Below are 16297 nucleotides of genomic sequence, written 5' to 3'. Positions count from 1 at the left end.
CGCCTGGTAGATCGAGCGCCGCGCGGGCGGCGCTCGATCTTACAGGCACTGAAACACTCCAGGCCTACACCGCCTCAGGCAAACTTCGCCCGAGCGGCATGCAGCTTCTTGTAGCTCTCGATCAAACGCAAATGCCGATCCAGGCCTTCCAGCTTCATGCTGGTCGGCGTCAGGCCATGGAACCGCACGCTACCGTCTACCGAGCCCAGCACCGCGTCCATTCGCGGGTTGCCGAACATGCGGCGGAAGTTGGTTTCGTAGTCTTCCATCTCCAGTTCATCGTCCAGCACCACTTCCAGCACCACATTCAAGGCCTGGTAGAACAGGCCGCGCTCGACGGTGTTGTCGTTGAACTGCAGGAACGCCTCGACCAGCTCCTTGGCCTCTTCAAAGCGCTGCACAGCCAGGCAGATCAGCAGCTTCAGCTCAAGAATGGTCAACTGGCCCCACACCGTGTTGTCGTCGAACTCGACACCGATCAGCGTGGTGATGGTCGTGTAGTCATCCACATCGCAGTTGTCCAGGCGCTTGAGCAGCAATTTGAGCGAGCGGTTGTCCAGGCTGTGCAGGTTGAGGATGTCGGCGCGGAACGACAAAGCCCGGTTGGTGTTGTCCCAGATCAGGTCCTCTACCGGGTAGATCTCCGAGTAGCCCGGCACCAGGATGCGGCACGCAGTAGCACCCAGGTTGTCGTACACCGCCATGTACGCCTCTTTGCCCAGGTCTTCAAGAATGCCGAACAGGGTCGCGGCTTCCTGCACGTTGGAGTCTTCGCCGTGGCCGGAGAAGTCCCACTCGACGAATTCGAAATCGGCCTTGGCACTGAAGAAACGCCACGACACCACGCCGCTTGAGTCGATGAAGTGTTCGACGAAGTTGTTCGGCTCGGTCAGCGCGTGGCTTTCGAAGGTTGGCTGCGGCAGGTCGTTCAGGCCCTCGAAGCTGCGGCCCTGGAGCAACTCGGTGAGGCTGCGTTCCAGCGCCACTTCAAGGCTCGGGTGCGCGCCGAACGAGGCGAACACGCCACCGGTACGCGGGTTCATCAAGGTCACGCACATTACCGGGAACTCACCGCCCAGCGACGCATCCTTGACCAGCACCGGGAAGCCTTGCTCTTCCAGCCCCTGGATGCCAGCAACGATGCCCGGGTACTTGGCCAGCACCTCCTGCGGCACATCCGGCAGGCACAGCTCGCCTTCGAGGATTTCGCGCTTCACCGCCCGCTCGAAGATTTCCGACAGGCACTGCACTTGCGCTTCGGCCAGGGTATTGCCAGCGCTCATGCCATTGCTGAGGAACAGGTTCTCGATCAGGTTGGACGGGAAATACACCACCTCTTGGTCCGACTGGCGCACGAACGGCAACGAGCAGATGCCCCGCGCGGTATTGCCCGAGTTGGTGTCGTACAGGTGCGAGCCGCGCAGTTCGCCGTCGGGGTTGTAGATGTCCAGGCAGTTCGCGTCGAGGATCTCGCTGGGCAGCGCATCCTTTGGCCCAGGCTTGAACCACTGCTCGTTCGGGTAGTGCACGAACGCAGCGTTGGCGATCTCTTCGCCCCAGAATTGGTCATTGTAGAAGAAGTTGCAGTTCAAACGCTCGATGAACTCACCCAGCGCCGAGGCCAGCGCGGCCTCCTTGGTCGAGCCCTTGCCATTGGTGAAGCACATCGGCGACTGCGCATCGCGCACATGCAGCGACCATACGTTGGGCACGATATTGCGCCACGAAGCGATCTCGATCTTCATCCCCAACCCGGTCAGGATCGCCGACATGTTGGCGATGGTCTGCTCCAGCGGCAGGTCCTTGCCCGGGATGTAGGTGGTGGTGTCCGACACCGGCATCAACAGCCCTTGGGCATCGGCATCCAGGTTGTCGACCACTTCGATGACGAATTCAGGCCCGGTTTGCACCACCTTCTTCACCGTGCAACGGTCGATGGAGCGCAGGATGCCTTGGCGGTCCTTCTCGGAGATGTCTTCGGGCAACTCGACCTGGATCTTGAAGATCTGGTTGTAGCGGTTTTCCGGGTCGACGATGTTGTTCTGCGACAGGCGAATGTTTTCGGTGGGGATATCGCGGGTCTGGCAGTACAGCTTCACGAAGTAAGCCGCGCACAACGCCGAAGACGCCAGGAAATAGTCGAACGGCCCTGGGGCCGAACCGTCGCCTTTGTAACGGATCGGTTGGTCGGCGATCACCGTGAAGTCGTCGAATTTGGCTTCGAGCCGGAGATTGTCGAGAAAATTGACCTTGATTTCCATGCGGGATTACCGTGATTTAAGCGTGCAAAACGAAATTGGCCGGCATTATCCGGGTTTTTCGCCTGGAAGTCCTGTTTGCCTGGCGCAACGCCGGCCTTGCGCATTTCGCCGGATTACTTGCCTGATCCTCCTGACCTCCCGGCAGCGCCGGCTCACCGGCCGCCGCGCTGTGCTAGCGTTTCTGCACTGGGGGGCAACGTACCCCCCGCTCAAGACAACGACGCGACAGCAAACCGATGATGGGCAGGTGAACCATGGAACTACGCATCAACCAGAAGACCTATGAGGTCGAAGCCGACGCTGACACGCCGCTGCTGTGGGTGATCCGTGACGACCTCGGGCTGACCGGCACCAAGTATGGCTGCGGCCTGGCCCAGTGCGGCGCCTGTTCGGTGCTGGTGGACGGCAGCGTAGTGCGCGCCTGCGTGACCCCGGTGGCAGGCGTGGTCGGGCGTGAGGTGACCACCATCGAGGCGATCGAGGCCGACAGCGTCGGCAAGCGCGTGGTCGCAGCCTGGGTCGAGCACCAGGTGGCGCAGTGCGGCTACTGCCAGTCGGGCCAGGTGATGGCGGCCACCGCGCTGCTCAAGCACACGCCCAACCCCAGCGACGCGCAGATCGATGCGGCCATGGTCAACCTGTGCCGCTGTGGCACCTACAACGCCATCCATGCGGCCGTGCACGACCTTGCCGCGCAGCAGGAGGGTGCCTGATGAACACGCCTGTCGATAGCCCGCTTGGGCCCTTGGGCGCGCCGGTCAACCTGTCGCGCCGCCGCTTCCTGCTGGCTTCGGCCGGTGCCGCCGCCGGTGCCCTGGTGCTCGGCTTTGGCCTGCCGCTGGGTTCGGCCAGGGCCCAGGCCGCCACCGCTGCTGGCCAGGAGCGCGGCACCCAGGTCCCGGCTTTCCTCGAAATCCGCCCGGACAGCACCGTTCGCCTGCTCTGCCCGTTCATGGAGGGCGGCCAAGGCACCTACACCGCCATGGCGCAGATCGTTGGCGAAGAGCTGGATGCCGACCCTGCCACCTTCCTGGTCGACAGCGCGCCGCCCGGCGAGGCCTATGTGGTGATGGAAAATGGCATGCGCATCACCGGCGGCAGCATGTCGGTGCGCATGAGCTACCCGACCATGCGCCGCCTCGGCGCGCTGGCCCGGGCCATGTTGCTGCAGGCGGCTGCCGAACAACTGGGGGTACCGCTCGGCGAACTGTCCACCGAGCCTGGCAAGGTGGTGCACGCCGCATCTGGCCGCTCACTGCCCTACGGTGAACTGGCCGAGCGCGCCCTCGACCTGCCCGTGCCAGACCCGGCCAGCGTACAGCTGCGCGACCCCAGCCAGTTTCGCTGGATCGGCAAGCCGGTACGCCGGGTCGACGCCTATGACAAATCCACCGGCAAAGCCTTGTACACCATCGACATCAAGCTCGACGGCATGCTGCACGCCGCCGTGCAGCATGCCCCCCGCCTGGGCATGACGGTGGGCAGCCTGCGCAACGAAGCGCAGGTGAAGGCCATGAAAGGCGTGCACTCGGTGCATCAATTGCCGGGCGCGGTGGCGGTGGTCGCCGAGCGTTGGTGGCATGCCAAGCGCGCAGTCGAGGCCATCCAGGTGGACTGGCAAGAGCCCGGCAATGATTCCCCGCTACGGCCGATGCCGGCGGATTTTTCCAGCGACGCCTACCGGGAGCGCTTGGCCAGCGAGCAAGGCCCGGCCCGCGACGAAGAGAACGAAGGCGATGTGGCTGGGGTGCTGGCCAACGCCAAAACAAAGGTCGAGGCCACCTACCACAACCAGTACCTCAACCACGCCCAGCTTGAACCACCTTCTGCCCTGGCCCGCTTCAACCCCGACGGCTCGCTGGAGGTCTGGCTACCCAACCAGGCTCCAGACATGTTCCGCGACGACATCGCCAAGCGCACCGGCCTGGACGCTGCGCGCATCACCCTGCACTCGCCCTTGCTCGGCGGCTTTTTTGGCCGGCACTTTCTCTACGACTCGGCAAACCCTTACCCTCAGGCCATCGCCCTGGCCAAAGCGGTCGGCCGCCCGGTCAAGCTGATCTGGAGCCGTGAGGAAGAGTTTCTGCGCGACGTGTTGCGCCCACTGGCGGTGGTCAAGTTCCGCGCCGCGCTGGACGCCGATGGGCTGCCCGTGGCCATAGAAGCGGTGAGCGCCACCGAAGGCCCGACCGAGGCACTGGCCGGCAAGCAAGGGGACAAGATAGACCCCACCGCCCTCGAAGGGCTGTCGGGTAAAGCGTACGCCATCGCCAACAAACGCATCGCCCAGATCTACGTCAAAGGCCCGGTCATGCTCGGCTACTGGCGCTCGGTGGGCAATTCGCTGAACGACTTCTTCTACGAAGCGTTCCTTGACGAGCTGGCCGACAAGGGTGGCCAGGACCCCTATGAGCTGCGGCTGCACCTGCTGCGTGACAATCAGCGCCTGACCAACCTGCTGCACGCGGTAGGCGAGCTGTCTGGCGGCTGGAAGCGCGGGCCGTTCACTGCCGAGGACGGCAGCAAGCGGGCGCGCGGCGTGGCCATGGCCTCGCCGTTCGGCTCGGAAGCGGCGGTGATCGCCGAAGTCTCGATCGAAAATGGCCAGGTCAAGGTGCACGACATCTGGCAGGCGATCGACCCGGGCAGCATCGTCAACCCGGCGATTATCGAGGCCCAGGTCAACGGCGCCGTGGCCTTGGGCCTGTCGCAGACGTTGCTGGAAGAGGCGGTGTACATCGACGGTCAGCCCCGCGGGCGCAACTACGACCTGTACCCCATCCTGCCGCCTTCGCGCATGGCACGGGTGCATGTGCGCATCGTCGAAAGCGGCGCGAAGATGGGCGGCATCGGCGAACCGCCGCTACCTGCCGTTGCGCCAGCGGTGGCCAACGCGGTGGCGCGGCTTACCGGCCAGCGCATCCGCAGCATTCCGCTAAGCCGCTACACCTTCACCTGACAGGACAAGGAACGCCCATGACCCACAGCCGATTCGCAAGAACCGCCGGCTGGCTGGCGCTGCCGTGCCTGGTCGCGGCAGGCCTGCTGGCCTGGTACGTCACCCGTGACCCCGCGTCACCTTTCGAGGCCGAGCAGGCTGCCCGTTTCGACCCTGCACTGGTCAGCCGCGGCGAGTATGTGGCCCGGCTGAGTGACTGCGTGGCCTGCCACAGCCTGCCCGGCGGCAAACCGTTCGCCGGCGGGTTGGAGATGGCCACGCCACTGGGGGCGATCCACGCCACCAACGTCACCCCCGACCGCGACACCGGCATCGGTCACTACAGCCTTGCCGACTTCGACCGCGCCGTACGCCACGGCGTGGCCCCCGGTGGCCGGCGGCTGTACCCGGCCATGCCGTACCCTTCCTACGCCAAGCTCAGCGATGACGATGTGCGGGCCCTGTACGCGTTCTTCATGAAGGGCGTGCAACCTGCCCAGCAGGCGAACCTCGCCAGTGACATTCCCTGGCCGCTGAACATGCGCTGGCCCATCGCCCTGTGGAATGGGCTGTTCGCCGCCAACACACCGTATGCCGCCAAGCCTGATCAGGACGCCCAGTGGAACCGCGGCGCCTACATCGTTCAAGGCCCAGGGCACTGTGGCAGCTGCCATACCCCCCGCGGCCTGGCCTTCAACGAGAAAGCCCTGGATGAAAGTGGCAAACCCTTCCTGGCCGGTGCGCTGCTCGATGGCTGGTACGCACCAAGCCTGCGCGCCGACCACAACACCGGCCTTGGCCGCTGGAGCGAAGCGGAAATCGTGCAGTTCCTCAAGACCGGGCGCAACCGGCATGCCGTGGTCTATGGCTCGATGACCGAGGCGTTCAACAACTCCACGCAATTCATGAGTGACGATGACCTGGCGGCGATCGGCCGCTATCTGAAATCGCTGCCCGGCGATCCACAGCGTGACGGCACGCCGTGGCAGTACCAGGCTGAATCGGTAGCCGCGAAGCTCGATAACCCTGGGGCGCATACTTACGTGACCCGTTGCGCGTCGTGCCACGGCCTGGACGGCAAGGGCCAGGCCGAGTGGATGCCGCCGTTGGCCGGGGCCACGTCGGCCTTGGCCAAGGAAAGCGCGTCGGCGATCAACATCACCCTCAATGGCTCGCAGCGCATCGTCGCTGCCGGGCTGCCCGATGCCTACCGCATGCCGGCCTTCCGTGAACAGCTGAGCGACCGGGAAATTGCCGAAGTATTGAGCTTCGTGCGCGGCGCCTGGGGTAATCACGGTGGTGCAGTGGGTGCGCAGGCCGTGGGCACGTTGCGCGGGCACACAGACCCGGCCAGCAGCAGCCCGATTGTGTTGCACATGCGATGAAACCGGCACAAGCATTACGCTTTGGAGAAAGATGATGGAGAGCATCGACCTGCTGGTCCTGCGCACCGCCCGCGACTGGCTTGCCAGCGGCGAGCGCGTCTTGCTGGCCACTGTGGCCCGCACCTGGGGCTCGTCCCCTCGCCCGGTCGGTTCGATGATGGCGCTGCGCAGCGACGGTCGCGTGGTCGGCAGCGTGTCCGGTGGCTGCATCGAGGATGACCTCATCCACCGCTACACCACTGCCTACGGTGGCCCAGGTATGCAGACCGGGCTGCCCGAGGTGGTGCGCTACGGTGTCAGCGCCGAGGACGCTCACCGGTTCGGCTTGCCCTGTGGCGGCACCCTGCAACTGGTCCTCGAGTTCGAACCTTCGGCAGAACACCTCGAACAACTGCTGGCCTGCCTCGACAGCGGCAGCCTGGTGCGCCGTGAACTGGACTTGCACAGCGGCGAAGCCGCGCTCATGGCCAGCAGCACGCCCGAGCAGTTCAGCTTCGATGGCCAGCGCATGCTCAGCACCCTCGGCCCTGGCTACCGCGTGCTGCTGATCGGCGCCGGCGCGCTGGCCGAGTACCTGGCGACCATGGCGCTGTTCAATGGCTTCAACGTTTCGGTGTGCGACCCACGGCCAGAATACATGGGCGGCTGGGGCGTCGCGGGCGTCTCGAAACTGGCCGGCATGCCGGACGATGTGGTGCGTACCTTCGCCCCCGACGTGCGTAGCGCCATCGTTGCCGTCAGCCACGACCCCAAACTTGACGACCTGGCCTTGCTCGAGGCGCTGCACAGCCCGGCGTTCTACATCGGCGCGATCGGGTCCAGGCGCAACAGCCAGTTGCGACGCGAGCGCCTGATCGAACACTTTGGCGAAACCGAAGCCACCCTCAAGCGCCTGCACGGCCCTATCGGCATCTACATCGGCAGCAAGACCCCGGCCGAAATCGCCGTCAGCGTCATGGCCGAGATCCTCGCAGCCAAGAATGACGTGAGCCTGCCTGGGGCAGTCAACGTGACCAAGGCCAAGCTTGCCCGGGAGGCCGAGGCGTGCCAGCACAACCTGTGATCTGCACCGCGCTGGTGCTGGCGGCCGGGCGTGCGCAGCGCTTTGGCAGCGACAAACGCCTGGCACGGCTGCCCTCCGGGCACACCCTGCTGGCGACGGCATTGGCGCGCGCATTCGATCATTTTGCAGATGTGCACGTCGTGCTACGGCCGGGTGACGATGCGCAGCACCTGGGTATCGACCCGCGGGCCCATATCGTGCGGGCCGAGCAGGCAGCGCTTGGCATGGGCGCCAGCCTCGCGACCGGGGTGACGGCGCTGCTGCAGACACAGGCCCAGGCGGTGGCGGTGGCGGTGCTGTTGGCGGATATGCCATGGATCGCACCTGGCAGCTTGCAAACACTTTGCCGGCAAGCAAGCGCAGCACACATCGTGTTGCCGCAGTACCAGGGTCAGCGCGGGCATCCGGTGATTTTCGGCCGTGCGTTCTGGCCGGCGCTGGCGCAACTGCAAGGTGATCAGGGCGGCCGGCAGGTCATTCTGGACAACCCGCACGCCTGTATCACGGTCGCCGTTGACGATGCCGGGGTGGTGCTGGACGTGGATGTCCCTCAGGCCCTCGGTTTACCGATGGGTCATTGAACAATGGCTGCTGTGTGCTGTTGATGCCAGCGCTCCAGGTTCTGGCGCAACAACTGTTCTGGCAATGCGCCGGAAACGATCGCTTTCATCTCCCGTGCCAGGTCTTCGCGCAACTGCGGCTGGTTGCACGGTGATTGATGCGACAGCGCCAGGTACAAGCCTTCGCTGGACACCGGCGGGTCCAGCACCTGCAGGCTGTCTTGCATGCCCAGCGTCTGCGCCAACGCCATGCCTGGATAGTGCTCGAACACCACGTAGTCGCTGCGCTTGAGCAGCAGCTTCTCGAAAGCCTGCTTGGCACTGGGCACCGCTTCGAGCGTGAGGTTGGCCTTGGCATAGTCATCGAACTGCTGGCCGTGGCTGTTATTGACCAGGGTCCCGCCTTTGCGGCCTTGCAGGTCAGCCCATTGATGGTAGACAAAGGCCCCTTGCTGGCGTACCCAGACCACGCTGGGCGTGTGCAGGAAGGCCGGGCTTATGAAGTCCATCATCTGCTGCCGTGCCTGGGTCAGAAAATACCCGGCAAGCAGGTCGATACGGCCGGTGCGCACTTGCTCCTGGGCACGTGACCACGGCCCCCCGTAAACCACTTCGATCTCTAGCCCAAGTTGCTTGCCCAAGTATTTGAGCAGGTCGGCATTGGCACCGATCAACTGGTGAGGGTCATGCGGGTCGCGCCACAAATAAGGGGGGTATTCGGGGTTACCGGTGGCCGTCAGGCGCTGGCAGGCCTCCTGCGCGCCTGCAACCGCGGGCAGCAGCGCGCACAGCAACGACAGCAAGGCGTGGCGAAAGCAACGCTCGATCATCTACAACCCTCGGCACATGGGGCATCTGGCTTCGCGTGGTGTAGACAGTCTGGCCCATCGGCAGCCAGCCGCCAGGGTTTTCATCGACCGGCGAGTTGCCAGGGCCGCTGCGCGTCGTCAGGCGGCCCGCAAAGACCTACGCCGACTGTCGACGGATTGTGAGAATCGCCGCACCAAAGCCGATGAAGGTCGTGCCCACGACCCGGCTCACCCAGCGCGAAAGCGCCGGCCGGGTCAACACGCCCTTGGCCCGCGAGGCCAGCGCGGCGTACAGGGTCAGTGAAATGAGCGACAAGGCGACGAAGATCCCGGTAAGGATCAGGAACTGCGGCAGCAACGCGGCGCCCTGGTCGATGAACTGCGGGAACAGCGCGGTGAAGAACATGGTCGCCTTGGGGTTGGTGACCGCCGTCAGGAATGCTGACTTGTACAGCTTGAGCGGTGTCGGCCGCTCCTTGGCCACCCCGGCGGTGCCGCCCTCCTCCAGCATCGGGCTCTTCTTCAACAACTGCCGTGCGCCGAGGTAGAACAGGTAACCCGCGCCGATGATCTTGACGACGTTGAATAGCACTTCGGAGCTTGCCAGCAACGCCCCCAACCCGAGCATGGCCGCTGCCGACAGGCAGAACAGGCCCGAGCCATTGCCCAGTGAAGACCAGACCGCGCTGCGTTGCCCATGGGCCAGGCTGTTGTTGATCGCCATCAAGGTCGCAGGGCCAGGGCTGGCGATGGCGATCGCGGCAACCAGGGTAAAGGCAAGAAGCGAGTGAGAATCCATTTTCCAGGCTCGATAAAGTTTCAGGGGACGCGGTTATAACAGCATGCGAAGGTCAGTTGGCATTCTGCCGCTTCGCGCTCTTCTTGACGATGGCTTTCATCCGCGTGGCCGCCCGCTGCACGGTGGCCATCTTCTCCGGGCGCTTCATGCCACGCCACTTGCGGATTTCTTCACGGCTGCGGCCACAGCTGACGCACAGCTCGCTGTTGAGCTGGCATAGCGAAACGCAGGGGTTGTCTATGTCCTTGGCCATTGCACCCTTCAGGCCGGCATTTCAGCGCGCACACGCTCGGCGGCGTTTTCAAACACGTTGCACAGCTCTTCGGACTTCACCTTGGTGATCGACTTGGCGGCCAACAGGTCATGCACGACGCGGATGCCCTGCTCCATGGCCGTGGCCAGCTGCTCACGGTCGGAGGCGTCGGCGATATCACCCAGATAAGGAGCAACGAGGTACACGTAACGGTCCTGCAGCTTGAGCGCTTCCAGCGCGTCGAGGGCTGTCTGGAACCGATCGGCAGCAGCCGGGCTCATGCTCAATTTATCGAAATGAATCAGGCTCACACGGTCAGTGGCCATTGACGAATCTCCGTTTCCTGGTAAGGCCAGGCCCGCAGGCAACGCCGCTTCTACGGTGCTCGGGAATGCAGGCCAGGTTAATGCCCATCAGGGTACCAGAACGCAGCGCAGAAAGGGCCATCGCCCCCGGAACTAAAAGTATTAAACAGGTCGTTCAGTGGACGCCCCAGGGCGTTATCGGGACAGGAGCCGCTGTTTGCCAAGCAGGATAATTCGGCCAGCTGCACTTCCCGCCGAGACCGTCACCGACCCCGGCAGCCCACAACAACAAGCCTGCATACGCAGGTAAGCCACAAAGGGGCATCACTATTCATGGCAAAGGAACACATCACCGAAACGCTCGACCTTGGCGTTACGGACCCCTCGAAAACCGCCGAGGCCCGCCAGGACAGGCACTTGGAGGGCAAGATCGACTGGATCGTCTTCGGCATCACCAGCATTCTGGCCATTGCCTTCGTCATCTGGGGCTTCGTCAGCCAGGCCAGCCTTGCCGCCAGCGCGTCGTCGGCACAGTCCTGGGTCATTCTCAACTTTGGCTGGTTCTTCGTACTCACCTCGACCGTGTTCGTCATCTTCGTGCTGTGGCTAGCCGCCAGCCGCTATGGCAGGATCCCGCTGGGGCGTGATGGCGAAGCGCCAGAATTCCGTACCGTCTCCTGGGTGGCCATGATGTTCAGCGCCGGCATGGGCATCGGCCTGATGTTCTTCGGCGTTGCCGAGCCCTTGTCGCACTATGTGACACCCCCTCCCGGAACGACGACCGGGCAATCGAGCGAGGCGATGCAGGTGGCCATGGCCACCACGTTGTTCCACTGGACCCTGCACCCCTGGGCCATGTACGCCATCGTCGGCCTGGTGATTGCTTACGGCACGTTCCGCCGCGGGCGTTCGCAATTGATTTCCACGGCCTTTCGGCCGCTGATCGGCAAGCACGCCAACGGCCCCGTCGGCCGCGTGATCGACATGATGGCGATTTTCGCCACGCTGTTCGGCTCTGCCGCCTCGCTCGGCCTGGGCGCCCTGCAAATCGCCGGCGGCCTGGAATACAACGGCTGGATCGAGAGCCCCGGCAAGCTGTTCTACATCTCGATCATCACCTTGCTGACCATTGCCTTCGTCACCTCCGCAGTGTCCGGCATCGGCAAGGGTATCCAGTGGTTGTCCAATACCAACATGGTGCTGGCACTGGTGCTGGCGGCCTTCGTCTTCCTGGTCGGCCCGACGCTGTTGATGCTCAACCTGCTGCCCACCTCGATCGGCATCTACATCAAGCTGCTGCCAGAAATGATGGCACGCACCAACGCCAGCGGCGGTGAGCAGATGGACAGCTGGCTGGCCGGCTGGACCGTGTTCTATTGGGCCTGGTGGATTTCCTGGACGCCTTTCGTCGGCATGTTCATTGCCCGCATCAGCCGCGGCCGCACCATTCGCCAGTTCGTCACCGGGGTGCTGCTGGTACCAAGCCTGGTCAGCCTGGTGTGGTTCACCATTTTCGGCGGTGCGGCGATCGATGCCCTGCGCGAGGGCAGCTTCGCGCTGGTCAATGGCGCCGTCAACAGCAACCACGCGCTCTATCAGTTGCTGGACAGCTACCCGCTGGCCTCGTTGACCTCGGTGCTGGTGATGATCCTGGTGGGCATCTTCTTCGTCTCCGGCGCCGATGCCGCCTCACTGGTCATGGGCACCCTGTCGGAACACGGCACCACCGCGCCGTCGCGGCGCACCGTGATCTTCTGGGGGGCGCTGACCGGCACGGTGGCGGCGGTCATGTTGGCGATCGGCGACCCCAGCAACCCCGGCGAGGCACTGACGGGGTTACAGAACCTGACGATCGTGGTGGCGCTGCCGTTTGTCGTAGTGATGGTGCTGTTGTGCCTGGCGCTGTACCGCGACCTGCGCAAGGACCCGATGATGCTGCGGCATCTGCGGGGTACCGAGCTGATCGAAAAGGCCGTGCTGTATGGCGCGGTGAAACATGGCGAGGAGTTCTACATCGTGGTGCAGGAGAAGAAGTCTGCGACCAAGCAGACACAACCCCAGGCCGACGTGGAGTTGAACGACTAAGCAGCAACCCAGGGGCCGCCAGTCGGCCCCTGGGTTGCTCGCCGTCAGCCCTTCAAGGCCGCCTCGATCCCGGCGACATCGATCTTGCCCATTTCCATCATGGCCTCGAAGGCCCGCTTGGCCGCCGCCCGGTCGGGGTTGCCGAGGGCCTCGATCAGGATGCGCGGGCAGATCTGCCACGATACCCCCCATCGATCCTTGCACCAGCCGCAGACGCTCTCTTCGCCGCCATTGCTGACGATGGCGTTCCACAGGCGGTCAGTCTCGGCCTGGTCTTCAGTGCTGACCTGGAACGAGAACGCTTCGCTGTGCTTGAACGCCGTGCCGCCGTTAAGCCCTACGCAGGGCACGCCCATCACGGTGAATTCGACGGTGATCACATCACCCGCCTTGCCCGACGGGTAATCACTGGGGGCCTGGTGAACCGCCACCACGCGGCTGTCGGGGAAGGTCACGGCGTAGAAGTTCGCCGCCTCCTCGGCATCATTGTTGTACCAGAGGCAAACCGTATTCTTGGCAGTCATGGTATAGCTCCATGAACAGGTGTGAACCCTTCAGTCTAGATCGTGAGCGTGGCGCGGCAAAAAAACGAAACCCTTGCCACCCTGCCCCGGTCACACCCTATGAGCATGCAACATGGACTGTAATCCAAAGGAGACTGGACATGCCCTACCCTTACAACCCGATCGCCCTCCGCATCCGTAACCTGGCCTTGGCTGGCGCACTACTGGCCTGCGCGTCGCTGGTTCAGGCGCAGGATGTGCTGCTGGTGGGCAACAAGGCCGATGCCAGTGTCTCGGCACTGGACATCAGCAACGGCAAGGAACTGGTCCGCCTGCCCGTGGGCACCGGCCCGCACGAGGTGGTAGTTGCCAGCAATGGCCGCTTGGCCGTGGTGGGCAACTATGGCGCCCACGGCACCGCCAACAACAGCCTGAGCGTGATCGACTGGCCGTCACGCAGCGTGGTGCGCACTATCGACCTGGGCAAGGACTCGCGCCCCCACGGCATCCGCTTCCTGCCAGACAGCCAGCGGGTGGTGGTTACCACCGAGGACAGCGAGCGCTTGCTGATTGTCGACCTGGCCCAGGGCCAGGTCCTCGACCGCATCGACGTCGGCGGCGGCAAGCCGCACATGGTCGCCCTGTCGCCCGGTGCGGACCGCGCCTACGTGACCCATGTAGACTCCGGCACGTTGTCGGTCATCGACTTGCTGCACAAGAAGAAGATCGCTGACATCCCCACCGGCAACGGCAGCGAGGGCGTTGCGGTGACCCAGACGGGCGCCCAGGTGTGGGTCAGCAATCGCGAAGGCAATGAGGTGGTGATCGTCGATGCCGAACGCCTGGAGGTCACCGACCGCCTCCGTACCGGCCTGTTTCCGATACGCGTCGTCATGACCCCGGACGGCAAGCATGCTCTGGTCACCTGCGCCAAGTCGGCGGAGCTGGCCGTGTTCGACGTCGCGGCCAAGCGCGAGATCAAGCGCATCAGCCTGGCTCAGGAAGGCGCCGAGTACCGCAAGACACTGTTGGGTGCCGAAGCCCTGCCCATCGGCGCGGTGGTCTCGCCGGATGGCAAACGGGTCTACGTGGCCATCAGCGGCGGTGACCAGATAGCCGTCATCGATACCGCTGACTGGCGCGAGAAGGCACGCTGGCAAACCGGGCCGGAGCCTGATGCACTGGCCATTGTACCGCAGCCAGAGAGCTGATCGCCACGCGCCTGTCGCGGTGTTTCAACCACCATCGCGACAGGCCGTACACCTCGGCTTTTGCAACATTCTGCAGACATTTCCGATATCAGGTAGTGAACCTGCTTACATAAAAACGGTCTTTCGCTGACGGTCAACTCACCGACCGGTTCATCGGCCCAGTCATCGGGCCTACTTTTGTCCTGTTTCAGCGAAGACTCAACATGCCCGACTCCCGTCCAACATTTTCCGCCCTCCCAGCCCTGCGCGGCGGCTTGATCGCAACCCTGGTGGCTCTAGCCGCCCCGGTGCATGCCGAAACGCCTGCCAGTGATGCGCGCTGGGTCAGTGACAGCCTGAGTACCTATGTGCGCAGCGGGCCGACCGATGGCCACCGCATTGTCGGCACGCTCAAGTCTGGGCAAAAGCTGACTCTGGTCGGCAGCCAAGGCAGCTACAGCCAGGTACGCGGGCAGAATGGTGACCTGGTGTGGATCCTCAGCAGCGACCTGCAGGACGTGCCTGGCCAGGGCGAGCGGCTGCCGCAGCTCGATGCCCAAGTGGCGGACCTGTCCGGGCAGCTCAAGAGCATCGATGACAGTTGGAAGAACCGCGTGCAGGGCATGCAGGAAACGCTGGATTCGCGCAAGCAATTGATCGATGAGCTGGAGGCGCGCAACCAGGCGCTGAATGAGCAGCTGGACCAGAGCCAGTCGACCCTGCGCGACACTCAGGCGCGCCTGGGGGACGAGAACAAGCAGGTGATGATGCGCTATATGGTGTATGGCGGCAGCATTGCGGGCGCGGGTTTGTTGGTGGGGTTGATCATGCCAGCGCTGACCCGCGGGCGGAAGAAGAACGACCGCTGGTTCTGAGGTTGGTTAGGCGTTAGGGGTGGAAGGTGCATGCCTTGGGAGTTTTAGCGCCGGTGAGATCGAGCGCCGCCCGCGCGGCGCTTCGCGGGGCAAGCCCGCTCCCACATCTGTTTCGGGCCAATTATTCCTGAGGCATTGGCGCGCGGCCCTTTGGTGCTCGCCTCGATATCGCGTCGTACAAACAAGGGGGCGCGCGCCTATTTAACAGGACTCACTGGCCCGAAACAGATGTGGGAGCGGGCTTGCCCCGCGAAGCGCCGCGCGGGCGGCGCTCGATCTCACCGGCGCTGAAAGCATCAAGGCATGCACCCGCCAGCCCTGATGCTTTCCCAAGTCCTACTGCCAGGACCCTTGTTACAGCAGGTGCCCTACAACAACCGCTCCAGCGCCTCCAGCACATACCCCGTGGCCCGCTCGACCTGCCCCTCTCGGCAGGCAATCCCCAACTGCCGCCACAACCCCGGACGCAACGGCCGGCGGGCAATACGCCGGTCCAGCTCCGCCGCGTCGCCCTCCTGCGGCAGCAACGTCGCACCGTACCCCGCCCCCACCAGGCTCTTGATCGCATCGTTGTAGTTCAGCTCGATGCGCGGTGCGGGGAACAACCCCGCCGCCGCGAACCACTCCCCTGTCACCCGCGACAACTGCGTGCTGCTGTCATTCAGAATCAACGCCCGCTGCGCCAACCATGCCGGCGTTACCTTGGCCGGCGGCTGCCAGTCGGCCGGCACGTAGGCCAGGATCGGGTCGCGCCGCCAAGGGGTGACCTTCACCCCCTTGCCCGCAACTTGCGGCAAGGCCACCAGGCCAATGTCCAGAGCCCCCTCGCGCAGCCGCGCCAGTGACGCCTGGGAGGTCAGCACCTGGACCTGCACGTCGATCCCCGGGTGAGCCACACGCAAGTGTTCCAGCGCCTTGGGCAACAGGTGGGCGATGGCGCCGGTCGAGGCGCCCAGGCGTACCCGGCCGGTCAGGCCCTCGACCTGACGGCGAACCTCTTCCAGGGCCAGGTCGGCGTCGGCCAGCAGGCGTCGGGCGCGGGCCAGTAACGTCTCACCAATGGCCGTAGGGCGCACCTGGCCACGGTTACGGGTGAGCAAGGGGGCGCCCACCCGGGCCTCCAGCTCGGCCACGTGCAGGCTGATGGTGGGCGGGGCCAGGTTGAGCCGGCGTGCGGCCTCGGCAAAAGAACCCAGGTCGGAGATTTCGACCAGGGTGCGGAGGCGGTCAAGGCTGATTTCGCGCATGGCTAGCTTCAGTAAAAATGAACA

The 16297-nt window shown here is 64.3% G+C and carries 15 protein-coding genes; 8 read left to right on the top strand and 7 right to left on the bottom strand.

Annotation, left to right across the window (positions count from 1 at the left end):
• Positions 1 to 74: 74 nt before the first annotated feature.
• Positions 75 to 2261, bottom strand: coding sequence for an OsmC domain/YcaO domain-containing protein (locus LJX93_RS11385; protein WP_227697206.1), 2187 nt, complete (start codon positions 2259 to 2261; stop codon positions 75 to 77).
• 254 nt (positions 2262 to 2515) lie between these two features.
• Between LJX93_RS11385 and LJX93_RS11380 the strand changes: the two genes are divergently transcribed.
• Genes LJX93_RS11380 through LJX93_RS11360 form a run of 5 tightly spaced genes read left to right on the top strand, consistent with a single transcriptional unit; the run spans position 2516 to position 8228 of the window.
• Positions 2516 to 2974 carry a (2Fe-2S)-binding protein gene (locus LJX93_RS11380; protein WP_033697370.1) on the top strand — a complete coding sequence of 153 codons (459 nt, stop codon included), beginning with the start codon at positions 2516 to 2518 and terminating at the stop codon, positions 2972 to 2974.
• Positions 2974 to 5220, top strand: coding sequence for a xanthine dehydrogenase family protein molybdopterin-binding subunit (locus tag LJX93_RS11375; protein WP_033697367.1), 2247 nt, complete (start codon positions 2974 to 2976; stop codon positions 5218 to 5220). The genes LJX93_RS11380 and LJX93_RS11375 overlap by 1 nt, the downstream gene beginning before the upstream one ends.
• 17 nt (positions 5221 to 5237) lie before the next feature.
• Positions 5238 to 6584 (top strand): c-type cytochrome, encoded by a 1347-nt coding sequence (locus LJX93_RS11370; RefSeq protein WP_033697366.1) that lies wholly within the window; start codon positions 5238 to 5240, stop codon positions 6582 to 6584.
• A 34-nt stretch (positions 6585 to 6618) separates the two neighbouring features.
• On the top strand, positions 6619 to 7647 hold the full coding sequence (locus LJX93_RS11365) for an XdhC family protein (RefSeq protein WP_033697364.1): 1029 nt from the start codon (positions 6619 to 6621) through the stop codon (positions 7645 to 7647).
• Complete coding sequence (locus LJX93_RS11360; protein ID WP_227697205.1) at positions 7629 to 8228, top strand: NTP transferase domain-containing protein; 600 nt, start codon at positions 7629 to 7631, stop codon at positions 8226 to 8228. The genes LJX93_RS11365 and LJX93_RS11360 overlap by 19 nt, the downstream gene beginning before the upstream one ends.
• Here LJX93_RS11360 and LJX93_RS11355 read toward each other — a convergent pair.
• The 4 genes from LJX93_RS11355 to LJX93_RS11340 all read right to left on the bottom strand — a co-directional run bounded on the left by LJX93_RS11355 (position 8222) and on the right by LJX93_RS11340 (position 10394).
• Complete coding sequence (locus tag LJX93_RS11355; RefSeq protein ID WP_033697361.1) at positions 8222 to 9037, bottom strand: substrate-binding periplasmic protein; 816 nt, start codon at positions 9035 to 9037, stop codon at positions 8222 to 8224. The two genes, LJX93_RS11360 and LJX93_RS11355, sit on opposite strands and share 7 nt — an antisense overlap.
• A gap of 136 nt (positions 9038 to 9173) precedes the next feature.
• Positions 9174 to 9815: a LysE family translocator gene (locus LJX93_RS11350; protein WP_227697204.1), complete on the bottom strand. Its 642-nt coding sequence runs from the start codon at positions 9813 to 9815 to the stop codon at positions 9174 to 9176.
• Between the two features lie 52 nt (positions 9816 to 9867).
• A complete protein-coding gene (locus LJX93_RS11345; RefSeq protein ID WP_033697358.1) occupies positions 9868 to 10068 on the bottom strand; it encodes a DUF1289 domain-containing protein in 201 nt (66 codons plus the stop codon).
• A gap of 8 nt (positions 10069 to 10076) precedes the next feature.
• Positions 10077 to 10394: a hypothetical protein gene (locus LJX93_RS11340; protein WP_033697356.1), complete on the bottom strand. Its 318-nt coding sequence runs from the start codon at positions 10392 to 10394 to the stop codon at positions 10077 to 10079.
• A gap of 312 nt (positions 10395 to 10706) precedes the next feature.
• On the opposite strand from LJX93_RS11340, the gene LJX93_RS11335 reads away from it, so the two are divergent.
• Complete coding sequence (locus LJX93_RS11335; protein WP_095065095.1) at positions 10707 to 12458, top strand: BCCT family transporter; 1752 nt, start codon at positions 10707 to 10709, stop codon at positions 12456 to 12458.
• Positions 12459 to 12502: 44 nt separating this feature from the next.
• Here LJX93_RS11335 and LJX93_RS11330 read toward each other — a convergent pair whose 3' ends face one another.
• Complete coding sequence (locus LJX93_RS11330; RefSeq protein ID WP_033697354.1) at positions 12503 to 12982, bottom strand: VOC family protein; 480 nt, start codon at positions 12980 to 12982, stop codon at positions 12503 to 12505.
• A gap of 140 nt (positions 12983 to 13122) precedes the next feature.
• Here LJX93_RS11330 and LJX93_RS11325 point away from each other — a divergent pair, with 140 nt between their 5' ends.
• Together LJX93_RS11325 and LJX93_RS11320 are read left to right on the top strand one after the other, a co-directional pair.
• The gene (locus LJX93_RS11325; RefSeq protein ID WP_162525107.1) at positions 13123 to 14172 is read left to right on the top strand and encodes a cytochrome D1 domain-containing protein; all 1050 of its coding nucleotides are present in this window, start codon (positions 13123 to 13125) and stop codon (positions 14170 to 14172) included.
• A gap of 203 nt (positions 14173 to 14375) precedes the next feature.
• Positions 14376 to 15026, top strand: coding sequence for a TIGR04211 family SH3 domain-containing protein (locus LJX93_RS11320; RefSeq protein WP_227697203.1), 651 nt, complete (start codon positions 14376 to 14378; stop codon positions 15024 to 15026).
• A gap of 368 nt (positions 15027 to 15394) precedes the next feature.
• Here the strand turns inward: LJX93_RS11320 and LJX93_RS11315 are convergent, their stop codons facing one another.
• Positions 15395 to 16273 (bottom strand): LysR family transcriptional regulator, encoded by an 879-nt coding sequence (locus LJX93_RS11315; RefSeq protein WP_047583897.1) that lies wholly within the window; start codon positions 16271 to 16273, stop codon positions 15395 to 15397.
• Positions 16274 to 16297: the final 24 nt, after the last annotated feature.

The sequence above is a fragment of the Pseudomonas sp. HN2-3 genome, from assembly GCF_020691745.1.
In the GTDB taxonomy this organism is placed as follows: Bacteria; Pseudomonadota; Gammaproteobacteria; order Pseudomonadales; family Pseudomonadaceae; genus Aquipseudomonas; species Aquipseudomonas capeferrum.
The sequence above is the reverse complement of the archived record's forward strand: the minus strand, read 5'-3'. Positions and strand labels throughout refer to the sequence as shown.